The sequence below is a fragment of the Micromonospora sp. NPDC003776 genome (assembly GCF_053605645.1).
In genome coordinates, this window is record NZ_JBSGJR010000196.1 from 1 (window position 1) to 10818 (window position 10818).

Sequence of the window (10818 nt, forward strand, 5' to 3'; positions counted from 1 at the left end):
ACCGGATTCGCGCCGGCGCTCCGCGCCGTGCAGCCGGGCGGGTCGCCGCTCACCTGCCGCTCAGCGGGCTGCCGGCGTGTCGGGGGGCTAGGCGGGACAACAGCTTGGACCGACATGTCGCTCCGACATGGATATGTCGCAGAGACATGTCGGTCTCACCCTTGCTGCCGGGTCCCGGCGACTACCCGGGGTAGCGGGCTCGGCCGGCCGGCCGGCGGTGGCCGGCAGCTTGTCGGACTTGGCTGGGAGCCGGCGAGCACCGACGGTGACGGGCGGCCGTCATCCCCACACGGCCGCCACGGCGGCGGCGTGCGCCGCCCCGACGGCACGGCCGGCGCGGGCGGACGGCGCCCGGGTCGCGGGCGACAGCGCGTTGCTGCCGAACGCGTCGACGGACGCCTGGTCAGCGCTGATCACGTGGACGGCGGCCGGCGCGAGGGCGGCGATCTCGGCGTCGAGGTCGCCCCACGGCTGCGGCGTGTCGGCCAGGACCGGCTGGATGATCAGTACGCGGTCGGCGCCGGCAGCCAGGTCGGCGTTGGTCATCGACCGCACCCCGCCGTCGACGTAGCGGCGGTCGCCGATCGCTACGGGCGGCCAGACGCCCGGTACGGCGCAGCTGGCGGCGACGGCGTCGCGCAGGGCCACGCCGGACTCGCGGGTGAAGATCGCCTCGGCGCCGGTCCCGGCGTCGACGGCGGGCAGCAGTACGCGCCGGTCCGGCCACTGCTTCGCCGGGAGCCGGGCGTCGATCGCGGCGAGCCGGACGGCCGGGTCGACCGTCTGCGCGGCGAGGGCCAGCTCACCCAGCCGGCGGCGGGCGTCCTCCGGCCCGGTCGCGCCGGCCAGCACGGCGGCGTAGTCGGCGAAGAGCTTCTCGGTGTCGACGTCGACCTCGATCTCGGCGGTCTCGGGGCGCAGCTGGGCCGCGTACAGGTCGTCGAGCGCGACGCCGCTGGTGATCTGCGCGGCGACCGACGAGCCGGCGGAGGTGCCCACCACCAGGTCGGCGGCGAGGATGCGGTCGGCGAGCGCCGGGTCGGCGTCGGCGATGCCGCGCAGGACGCCGAGTTCCCAGGCGATCCCGGCCACCCCGCCACCGGCGAGTACGAGTGCGTTGGTCATGATCGCCAGCCTGGCACGGCCAGCGGGCACAGTGGACCCGTTGTCGGGCGCCTCACAGCACCCGGGTGACCTGCTCGGCGGTGATGCGGGCGTCGAGCGTGGCGCGGTCGAGGTTGGCGCAGATGACCACCGACGCGCCGGCGGCGAGCGGGGCGAGCAGCCACTTCAGCGGCTGCTCGTGCTCGGCGGCGTCGACCAGCAGCCGGTCCCCCGTCCGCAGGTCGAGTTGCTCCGCCATGGCCCGCGCCACCGCGCCCCACTCGCCGTACGTGGTGCCGTCGGGGCTGGCCGGGTCGGTCGGGTGCAGCAGGGTGCGGTCGGGCGGGGTGGCGGTGTGCCGGAGCACCTCGGTGGACCAGTCCAGCCAGCCCACCGGCACCTCGGCCAGCGACCCGGCTCCGGTGCCGACCAGGTAGCGGTGGGTCCCGTCGGGCACGTCCTCCAGCCAGTCGTCGAGGCGTTCCGGGGTCACGAACACCGCGTCGTACGGCCGGTCGGCACCGGGTTCGAGGACCGGCAGCCCGGCGGTGGCCCGCGGCCGGAATGACACCGCCATCCCGACCGACCAGGCGCCGACCAGCACCGCGGCGGTCCGCCAGTGCGGCGGCAGCAGCACGGCGACCCGGCTGCCGGGGCCGAGTCCGCAACCGTCTCGCAGCAGCGCCGCGCTCCGCGCCGCCCACCCGCCGAGCTGCTGCGCGGTCAGCGCGGTGCGCTCGCCGGTCGCGTCGTCGTAGTAGGCGAGCAGCGGAAGATCGGCCGCGCGCGGCGCGTCGGCCGGAACGGTCACGGGCGTGTGGACAGCCATCGGGGCGCTCCTCCCTGCGGGTCCGCCCACCCTAACGATTCAGCGTCAGCGGCAGAATCGGTCCACCAGGAGCGCCAACCGCCGCTCGTGCGCCTCCCGCCGCAGCCGGCCGTTGCGCATCAGGGTGACCAGGCCGTGCAGCCCACTCCAGAAGGTCTCGGTGAACGTCTCCAGATTGTCGTCACCGGCGAAGGGGCGCAGGGTCTCGGCCAACTCGGCGAACGCCCGGGCCAGCTCGACCGGCACGTCCTGGCTGGCGAAGGGCAGTTCGGTGGGGAGGTTGAAGATCGCGTCGTAGAGGGCGGGCCGCCGTTCGGCGAACGCGGCGTACGCGTTGGCGATGCCGGCCACCGCCTGCCGCGCGTCGGTCGCGGCGGCCCGGGCGGCGGCGAGCTCGGCGGCCAGATCTCCGCAGCCCTCCACGGCGACCGCCGCCATGATGGCGCTCTTGCCCTTGAAGTGGCTGTAGAGGACGGGCTGGCTGTACTCGATCTCGGCGGCGAGCCGGCGGGTGGTGACCGCATCCCAGCCCTCCGCCTCGGCCAGCTCCCGGGCCGCGGCGATGATCGCCCGCTCCCGTTCCGCCCGCTCACGCTCCCGGCGCGCCTGAATCGACATGACCAGAACTCTAGCATCGCTAGCCAATCTGCCTCCGCTCTGCTAGCTTCGCTCTTGCATCTAGCACTGCTAGCTTTCGGAGCCGACCATGTTCAGCGCCATCGCCTACGGGCTCGCCGTCGTCCTCAGCCTCTTCTGTGTCTTCATCGGCGCCCGGTTCCTTCTCGCGCCGCAGGCCTCGGCCACCGGCTACGGCGTCCCGGCCAAACCGGACGGCGACCCCGCCTACCTCACGATCAAGGGCCTGCGCGACCTCAGCTACGGCCTGCTCGGCCTCGCCCTGATCGCCTTCACCAGCGCCGATGCGGTCGCCTGGTACATGCTGGTCGTCGCGATCATTCCGTTGGGCGACACCGCCATCGTGCTGCGGCACGGCGGCACGAAGGCCGTCGCCTTCGGCATCCACTTCGCCACCGCCGTGGTCATCCTGCTCGACGCCGCCCTGCTGTTCGCCCTCTAGGCCGAACCGAAGATCAGAGCTTCGGGGCGACGCGTTCGGCGAGTTCCTGGTACTTGGCGGCGGGGACGACCGGCGGACCGGTGAACACCACCACCCGCAGTTCCGACTCGTAGGCCGCGGCGAACACGAGGAACCGCGTGCCCTCGCTGGTGTAGGTCACCGCCGCGTCACCCAGCCCGTCCAACTGCGTGACCTTCGCGCCGCTCTTCTGGGCGACCCCGTCGACGACGCTGGCCGCGTCCTTGGCCCGGTCCGCCAGGACCACCACGTTGATCGCCAGGACCTCCCGACCCTTGCCCTTGTAGGCGCAGCCGAGCGTGGGTGATGTGTCCTTCTGGTCCACCGGCTGCTCCTCGGCGGTCAGCTTGGTGCCGCTGGAACTGCCGAGCACCTTCACCACCACGTCGGCCGGGAGCAGCGCGCAGGCCGAGGTGATCTTCTTGATCGGAGCCGGTGCGCCGGCCGCGGATGCCCCTGCGGCCGGCGCCTCCCATTCGGCGGCGGCGGATTCCGGTTTGTCAGCACCCGCGCAGGCGGCGGCCGTCAGTGCCGCCGCCGTAACGGTAAGAAGTGCGCCGGTGCGGCGAATGGTGCCGAGCATGGTCATGTCGCCCTCCCCAAGTCGAATCGGACTCTAACCAGGTCCTGTCCCACGAACCGCAACCGCCCCCTGGGCAGGTCCGTGGCCGGGCCGTCGAAGACGGGCGGCAGAGCCGATCCGGGGAAGCCGTCAGCCGGGCAGCTCCGGACCACCGTCGAGCAGCGGGGCCAGCAGGTCGCCCTGCTTCGCCACCCGCTTCAGCACCTCGTCGGCCGTGTACGGCTTGGTCGCCGGCCGCTTCCCCGCCGCACCAGCGGAAACCTCGTCCCAGGTCAGCGGAGTGGACACCGAGGGCACCGCCTGCGCCCGCAGCGAATACGGCGCCACCGTCGTCTTCGCCGCGTTGTTCTGACTCCAGTCGATGAAGACCTTGCCGGGGCGCAGGTTCCTGGCCATCTTCGACACGATCAACTTCGGGTGCGCCTTCTCCAGCTCCTGCGCGATCCGCTTCGCATAGGCGGACACGTCATCGGCATCCTGGGTGCCGGCGATCGGGCAGCAGAGCTGCATCCCCTTCTTCCCCGACGTCTTCGGGTACGACTCGATGCCGTCCTCGGCGAGCCGGTCGCGCATCAGCAGCGCCACCTGGCAGCACTGCTTCAGCGCCGCCGGGGCGCCCGGGTCCAGGTCGAGGACCATCATGTCGGGGTGCTCACCGATCTGCCACTGCGGCGTGTGCAGCTCCAGCGCGGCCAGGTTGGCCAGCCAGACCAGTGTGGGCAGGTCCTCGCAGACCACGTAGTCGATGGTTTCCCGCCCCTTGCTCGACCCGGGGGCGGGCAGGTTCTCGATGCGTACCCAGTCGGGGGTGTTGTTGGGTTTGTTCTTCTCGAAGAACGAGCCCCCCTCGACGCCGTTGGGGAACCGGATCCGGGTGAGCGCCCGGTCGCGCAGGTGCGGCAGCAGCACGGGGGCGATCCGGGTGTAGTAGTCGATCACCTCGCCCTTGGTGAAGCCAGCCTTGGGATAGAGCACCTTGTCCAGGTTGGACAGCTCCAGCGCGCGCCCCTCGACGTCCACCTTGAGCCGCTCAGCTGACATCGTCGACCTCCTCGGCGGGTTTGTCGGGACGCAGGCGCAGGATCCGCGGGAAGCGCAGCCGCCCGTCGGGGGTGCGCTGGCCGTACTTCACCTCCACCACGATCCGAGGCGTTACCCAGATCGCGCCCCGGGCATCCTCGCGCGGCACGTCCCCGGCGAACGGGGACCCGGCGGCGCGCAGCGGTTCCAGCTCGCGCAGCAGCTCCCGTTCCAGGGCCGCGCCGATGCCGCCGCCGACCCGGCCCCGGTAGGTGAGCCGCCCGTCCGGCCGGGGCACCCCGACCAGCAGGCCGCCGATCTTGCGCGCGCCGGGCCGCCAACCGCCGACCACGAAGTCGCCGGTCACCTCCAGCTTGACCTTGACCCAGTCGGGCGAGCGCACGCCGGGCCGGTAGGCCGAGTCGACCCGCTTGGCCATCACCCCTTCCAGGCCGTGCTCGCCGGCTGCCTCGTACGTGGCCGGGCCGTCGGGGAAGGTCGGCGGCACCGCCCACCGGGCGGCGCCGAGCCCGAGCGACTCCAGCGCCGCCCGCCGCTCGCGGTACGGGCGGCCGGTGAGGTCCTCGCCGTGCAGCCGGAGCAGGTCGAAGATCATGTACGTGACCGGGACGCTGGCCGCGAGCCGGGCGGCCTTCACCGCGTTCCGCACGTGCATCCGCTCCGCGAGGGCGGTGAACGACGGCTGCCCGTCGGTGAAGAGCACCACCTCGCCGTCCAGCAGCGCGTCGTCGACCTGCTCGGCCAGGGTGATCAGTTCCGGGTACGCGACGGTGATGTCCACGCCGGAGCGGGCGTACAGGTGCTGGCGGTGGTGGACGATGTCGGCGAGCGCGCGGACGCCGTCCCACTTGAATTCGTACGCCCAGCCGGCACCGGCCGGGAGCTGCCCGGTCATCGCGAGCATCGGCTTCAGGGGCGCGCCGGGCACTTTATGACTGTAGTTGCGCGCGGAAGAGCGTGCAGGTCGTTCGATCATTTGCGATTCTGGTCAGAACCGGGGAGAGGAGCGCGGGATGCGGGCGATCTGGAAGGGAGCGGTGTCGTTCGGCCTGGTGTCGATCGGGGTGAAGGTCTACTCGGCCACCGAGGAGAAGGACATCCGCTTTCACCAGGTGCACCGCGAGGACGGCGGCCGCATCCGTTACAAGCGCACCTGCTCGGTCTGCGGCGAGGAGGTCACCTACGACGACATCGCCAAGGGGTACGACATCGGCGGCGGGGAGATGGTCATCCTCACCGACGAGGACTTCGCCGAACTGCCGCTGAGCACCTCGCACGCGATCGACGTGCTGGAGTTCGTCCCGGCCGAGCAGGTCGACCCGATCCTCTACAACAAGGCGTACTTCCTCGAGCCGGAGAGCTCGGCCGCCAAGCCGTACGTGCTGCTGCGCGACGCGCTGGCCGACTCGGAGCGGGTGGCGATCGTCAAGGTGGCGCTGCGCCAGCGCGAGCAGCTCGCCACCCTGCGCGTACGCGAGGGCGTGCTGCTGCTCAACACGATGCTCTGGCCGGACGAGGTGCGCCAGCCCGACTTCGGCTTCCTCGACGAGGACCTGAAGGTTCGCCCCCCGGAGCTGGCCATGGCCAGCTCGCTGATCGACTCGATGGCCGGCGAGTTCGAGCCGGACGCCTTCACCGACGACTACCGGGCGGCGTTGCAGGAGGTCATCGACGCCAAGATCGAGGGCCGCGAGGTGGTCCAGCCGGAGGAGGAAGAGGCCGCGCCGGCCGCCGCGGTGGACCTGATGGCCGCGCTGAAGGCGTCCGTCGAGCGGGCCCGGGCGGCCCGGGGCGAGACGCCGGTCGGCGCCGGGTCCGAGCCCACCCCGATCTCGGCGGCCCGCTCCGCCCAAAAGGCGGCGAAGAAGGCCCCGGCCAAGAAGGCCGCCGAGAAGAAGGCGGCGCCGGCCAAGAAGGCTCCCGCGAAGAAGGCCGCCGAGAAGAAGACGGCCGCGAAGAAGGCCGAGCCGGCGAAGAAGACCGCCGCCAAGAAGGCCCCCGCGAAGAAGGCGGCCGAGAAGAAGGCCGCCCCCCGCAAGACCGCCTGAGCTGTTAGGAAGGGCCCCTTTTAATACGCCAGGCGTTAAGAGGGGGCCCTTCCTTTCACGTCAGCCGCGGCCGAGCTTCTCCGTCGGGGTGATCCGGACGATCACCCGCTCCTCGCCCGGCCGGCGGAACGGGTAGGTGTCCTGCCCGAGGTACTTCTTCGCCATCTGGTCGATGTGCTCGTCGGCGCCCTCGGTGACGAACTCGGCGTTGCCCTTCACCCAGAGCGTGCGGAAGTCGTTCGCCTTGTCCACGACCGAGACCGCGACCACCGGGTTCCGAGCGATGTTGACGTACTTCTGCCGGCCCTTGGCGGTGTTGAACACGATGTGCTCGCCGTCGGTGTCCACCCAGACCGGGGTGACGTGCGGGCTGCCGTCGGCCTCGATGGTGGCCACGTGGGCGAGCTGCGGTTCGGAGAGCAGGGCCAGGTCTTCTTCGGTGAGGATCGCCATGGTCGTGAAACTACTCCCGGAATTCGCCAGCGACCCGCCTCCTGTCCGATCCGGGCCGGCCGTAGGAGCACGGGGGGCGTCCGGCCGGGTACCGTGTGCGCTGGCCTCGGCGGCGGCCCGCCGGGGGCGCACCCACCCCACTCAGCAGGGAGTCGACGTGAGCGAGCGCGTGCAGAACCGGTCCGCGGGCCAGGGCCCGGGCACCAAGGCGGAGCGGCGGCTCGCCGCCCAGCTGGCGGCGAAGAAGGCCGCCGAGGCGCGGCGTCGGCGGCAGTCGATGCTCGGCGCGTTCGCCGGTGTCCTCGTGGTGGCCGCGCTGATCGGTGGCATCGTCTGGCTCAACAACGGTGACGACGACAAGAAGCCCGCCGCGGACGCCAGCCCGTCGGCCAGCTCGATCGTCGAGCCGAGCGTGGCCGCCCCCGCGCTGCCCGAGGGCGCCGACCCCGCGCTGGCCACCAAGCCGAAGGTGGAGCCGGGCACCGGTGAGCTGAAGAAGCTCACGGTGACCACGCTGATCAAGGGCAAGGGCCCGGCGGTCAAGAAGGGCCAGCAGATCACCACCAACTACGTGGGCGTGTTCTACAAGGACGGCAAGGAGTTCGACGCCTCCTGGAACAACGGCCAGCCGGCCACCTTCGCCATCGGCGTCGGCCAGGTCATCCCCGGCTGGGACCAGGGCCTGGTCGGCGTGCCGGTGGGCAGCCGGGTGCAGCTGGACATCCCGGCCGCGCTGGCGTACGGCAACGACGCGTCGGGCGGCCGCCCGGCCGGTCCGCTGCGCTTCGTGGTGGACGTGCTCGCCGCGCAGTAGGTCACAGAGGGCTTTCGCCCGTTCACCCACCGGCAGTAGGTTCATGGTCATCGCGGGTGGCCCACCCGCGACGACCTGACCGAGCCGGAGGTGCACGTGGTGGCGCTGGACGACCCCGGGTTCGCCCGGGTGATGTGGACGCTCTTCGAGCCGGTCCACGCGGTGACCTACTTCCACCCGCGCGCCCGGTCGGCGTACGAGGCGGTCGGGCTGCGCGGCTACTGGCGGGGCTACTTCGCCGGCCGGGCCGCCCCGCTCGGGCCGGTCGACGCGCCGGCCGTGGTCGCCGCGTTCTTCAGCTTCGCCCCGCCGATGGTGGCGCGGGCGCTGCCCTCGGTGTGGCGGCTGGCCACCCCACAGGAGGCGCTGCGCGCCCGACTCACCGGCGCGGTCCAGGCGCTCGCCGAGTTCACCTACGAGCTGCCCGAGGCGCACCTGGTCGAGGCGGCCGAACTGCTGGAGGAGGCGGCCGGCCGGGTCGAGGTCGCCGGCCGGGTGCTCGGCGCGGTCAACGCGGCCCTGCCCCGGGGCGAGTACCCGCTGGCCCGGCTCTGGCAGGCCGCCACCACGCTGCGCGAGCACCGCGGTGACGGGCACGTGGCGGCGCTGGTCACCACCGGGCTGGACCCGGTCGAGGTGGTGGCCTGGCGCTGCCGGGTCGACCAGTCCCGCGAGTTCCACCAGCGCGCCCGGGGCTGGACCGACCAGGAGTGGGTCGCCGCCGAGCAGCGCCTGGTCGAGAAGGGCTGGCTGACCGCCGACGGCGGGCCGACCGAGCACGCCACGACGACGTTCCGGGCCGTCGAGGAGCACACCGACCGGGCCGCCGCCGGCCCGTGGCGGGCGCTGGGCGAGGAGGGTACGGCGCGGGTACGGGAGCTGCTGGAGCCGATCGCCACCCGGTGCCGCACCATCATCCCGGCACAGGCCCCGATCGGCCTGCCCGCGCAGCGGACCCACCCCACCGACTCGTCGGCCCGGACCCGCTGAGCGACGGCCGTCACCGGATCCGACCCGGGTCCGGTAACGGCCGTTGACGCGCCACCTCAGCGCCGCGCCGGCGGGCCCTCCGCGTTGCGATCAGCCGAGGCCGGGTGGATTGGCCGGTGCGAGCAGATCCAGTGCCTGCGACGTCGTCAAATTGGACGAGTCGGGATCGGCGGAGTCGAACAGGCGGGCCCCTGTTTCGAGTGCGAGCGCGACCAACCCGTCCAGTGCGGGCGTGATCTCCTGCCGGAATTCGTGCACCGGCTCGCCCCAGGATCTGTCGGTGAACTCGACGACCACCCGTTGTATGCCGTGCCCAACGGCATAGACAAGCCCGTCGATGCCGGCTCGTTCGCCCGCGCGTTCGAGCTCGACAATGTCCCCGTCCGCCATCGGCACATCCAGCTCGGGGTCGTCCCCGAACACCTCGCGCAACCGGCGGATGACGACGTCGGCCGGCAACTCGGCCCCGGGCTCACCGGATCCACCAAATCGCATGACGACAAGTTGGTCACCCATGAAGGCACTCCCGCCTGTCGATATGGTGCGGTCCCGAGCAGACTAGTGAGCATGGGCGAACGCCGCCGCCCCTCGTGATGCTTGGCGGACATGCGTCCAGGCCTTCCGGGCACGCCGGGCGGGCGGCCGACCCCCGGGCGGCTGATCCGGCAGGATGGGGTACGTGGTGGACGCGGTGCTCTTCGACCTGGACGGCGTGATCGTGGACTCCGAACCGGTCTGGGAGGAGGTCCGCCGGGCGTACGTGGCCGCGCACGGCGGCACCTGGCAGCCGGACACCCAGCGCCGGCTGATGGGAATGAGCACCGGCGAGTGGGCCGCGTACCTCAGCGGGGAGTTGGGCGTCGACCGGCCCGCCGAGCAGGTCGCCACCGAGGTGGTGGCGGAGATGACCCGCCGGTACGCGGAGCACGTACCGCTGATCGACGACGCGGACGCGGTGGTGCGCCGGATGGCCGCGCGGTGGCCGCTGGGGCTGGCCAGCTCCTCCCCCACCCGGCTGATCGCGGCGGCGCTGGCCGCGACGGGCCTGGCCGACGCCTTCGGCGCGACGCTGTCCACCGAGGAGACCGCCCGGGGCAAGCCCGCGCCGGACGTGTGGCTGGCGGTGGCGGAGCGGCTCGGCGTGAACCCGGCCCGGTGCGTGGCGGTGGAGGACTCCTCGAACGGGGTCCGCTCGGCGGCATCCGCCGGGATGCGGGTGGTGGCGGTGCCGCACGGGTCGTACCCGCTGGACCCGGACGCCGAGCGGCTCGCGGCGGTGCTGCTGCCCTCGATCGACGCGCTCACCCCGGACGTGGTGGAGCGGCTCGGCTGAACCGTCTCCCGGACGGTCCCGGCCCGCCTACGGTCGGTGACATGAAGGCAGTGGTGTACCAGGGGCCGCACGACGTCGCGGTGAACGAGGTCGAGGACCCGCGGATCGAGGACTTGAACGACGTCATCGTCAGATCACGACGACCGCGATCTGCGGCTCGGACCTGCACATGTACGAGGGCCGCACGACCGCCGAGGCGGGCATCGTGTTCGGCCACGAGAACATGGGCGTGATCGTGGAGACCGGCCCGGGCGTGGTGAGTGTCTCTGATTAGCTTAGGGATCCTGGGTCGGTTTGTGTTTCCGGGATCGTTTCCCGCCTGGGTGGGGTCGCGTGGGCGTGGAGGTGGAATCCTGCGCCCAGTGCGGCTCCTCGTGGCCGGTGGCCGGTGGTGGGTGTGCTGATCGTGTTCACGTCCTGGTTCCGGTGGGCTGCGCGGGGCAGTCTGGGCCGGTCCGTTGGTGCGTGTCCCTCCGGACGCTTGCCCGCCCGGCAGGGCCGGGTGGGGGAGGGTGCCCTGCGTCGCC

At 72.3% G+C, this 10818-nt stretch carries 14 protein-coding genes; 6 read left to right on the plus strand and 8 right to left on the minus strand.

From position 1 onward, the window contains the following. Positions 1–279 precede the first annotated feature (279 nt). The 3 genes from ACWEVO_RS17500 to ACWEVO_RS17510 are packed head-to-tail and all read right to left on the minus strand — an operon-like array spanning position 280 to position 2551. Entirely contained in the window at positions 280–1125 is an 846-nt protein-coding gene (locus ACWEVO_RS17500) for a patatin-like phospholipase family protein (protein ID WP_452308574.1), read from the minus strand. Positions 1126–1177: 52 nt separating this feature from the next. Beyond that, positions 1178–1933 carry a TIGR03089 family protein gene (locus ACWEVO_RS17505; protein WP_452308575.1) on the minus strand — a complete coding sequence of 252 codons (756 nt, stop codon included), beginning with the start codon at positions 1931–1933 and terminating at the stop codon, positions 1178–1180. Positions 1934–1978: 45 nt separating this feature from the next. Next, the gene (locus tag ACWEVO_RS17510) at positions 1979–2551 is read right to left on the minus strand and encodes a WHG domain-containing protein (protein WP_452308576.1); all 573 of its coding nucleotides are present in this window, start codon (positions 2549–2551) and stop codon (positions 1979–1981) included. 88 nt (positions 2552–2639) lie between these two features. Here ACWEVO_RS17510 and ACWEVO_RS17515 point away from each other — a divergent pair, with 88 nt between their 5' ends. Beyond that, a complete protein-coding gene (locus ACWEVO_RS17515) occupies positions 2640–3011 on the plus strand; it encodes a DUF4267 domain-containing protein (RefSeq protein ID WP_452308577.1) in 372 nt (123 codons plus the stop codon). A 13-nt stretch (positions 3012–3024) separates the two neighbouring features. Here the strand turns inward: ACWEVO_RS17515 and ACWEVO_RS17520 are convergent, their stop codons facing one another. From ACWEVO_RS17520 to ligD (ACWEVO_RS17530), 3 genes are all read right to left on the minus strand, one after another. Further along, a complete protein-coding gene (locus tag ACWEVO_RS17520) occupies positions 3025–3618 on the minus strand; it encodes a hypothetical protein (protein ID WP_452308578.1) in 594 nt (197 codons plus the stop codon). Positions 3619–3741: 123 nt separating this feature from the next. Continuing rightward, the gene (gene ligD, locus ACWEVO_RS17525; RefSeq protein ID WP_452308579.1) at positions 3742–4653 is read right to left on the minus strand and encodes a non-homologous end-joining DNA ligase; all 912 of its coding nucleotides are present in this window, start codon (positions 4651–4653) and stop codon (positions 3742–3744) included. Continuing rightward, on the minus strand, positions 4643–5581 hold the full coding sequence (ligD, locus tag ACWEVO_RS17530) for a non-homologous end-joining DNA ligase (RefSeq protein WP_452308580.1): 939 nt from the start codon (positions 5579–5581) through the stop codon (positions 4643–4645). The genes ligD (ACWEVO_RS17525) and ligD (ACWEVO_RS17530) overlap by 11 nt, the downstream gene beginning before the upstream one ends. Before the next feature lie 85 nt (positions 5582–5666). On the opposite strand from ligD (ACWEVO_RS17530), the gene ku reads away from it, so the two are divergent. Beyond that, entirely contained in the window at positions 5667–6701 is a 1035-nt protein-coding gene (gene ku, locus ACWEVO_RS17535) for a non-homologous end joining protein Ku (protein WP_452308581.1), read from the plus strand. 60 nt (positions 6702–6761) lie between these two features. Here the strand turns inward: ku and ACWEVO_RS17540 are convergent, their stop codons facing one another. Next, entirely contained in the window at positions 6762–7154 is a 393-nt protein-coding gene (locus tag ACWEVO_RS17540) for a PPOX class F420-dependent oxidoreductase (RefSeq protein WP_452308582.1), read from the minus strand. Between the two features lie 157 nt (positions 7155–7311). On the opposite strand from ACWEVO_RS17540, the gene ACWEVO_RS17545 reads away from it, so the two are divergent. Then, entirely contained in the window at positions 7312–7968 is a 657-nt protein-coding gene (locus ACWEVO_RS17545) for an FKBP-type peptidyl-prolyl cis-trans isomerase (RefSeq protein WP_452308583.1), read from the plus strand. Positions 7969–8100: 132 nt separating this feature from the next. Further along, the gene (locus ACWEVO_RS17550) at positions 8101–8958 is read left to right on the plus strand and encodes an SCO6745 family protein (RefSeq protein WP_452308587.1); all 858 of its coding nucleotides are present in this window, start codon (positions 8101–8103) and stop codon (positions 8956–8958) included. Between the two features lie 90 nt (positions 8959–9048). Here the strand turns inward: ACWEVO_RS17550 and ACWEVO_RS17555 are convergent, their stop codons facing one another. After that, the gene (locus ACWEVO_RS17555) at positions 9049–9474 is read right to left on the minus strand and encodes a hypothetical protein (protein WP_452308584.1); all 426 of its coding nucleotides are present in this window, start codon (positions 9472–9474) and stop codon (positions 9049–9051) included. 163 nt (positions 9475–9637) lie between these two features. Between ACWEVO_RS17555 and ACWEVO_RS17560 the strand changes: the two genes are divergently transcribed. After that, positions 9638–10291: an HAD family hydrolase gene (locus tag ACWEVO_RS17560; protein ID WP_452308585.1), complete on the plus strand. Its 654-nt coding sequence runs from the start codon at positions 9638–9640 to the stop codon at positions 10289–10291. A 169-nt stretch (positions 10292–10460) separates the two neighbouring features. Then, on the plus strand, positions 10461–10565 hold the full coding sequence (locus tag ACWEVO_RS17565) for a hypothetical protein (protein WP_452308586.1): 105 nt from the start codon (positions 10461–10463) through the stop codon (positions 10563–10565). The last annotated feature ends 253 nt before the right edge of the window (positions 10566–10818 follow it).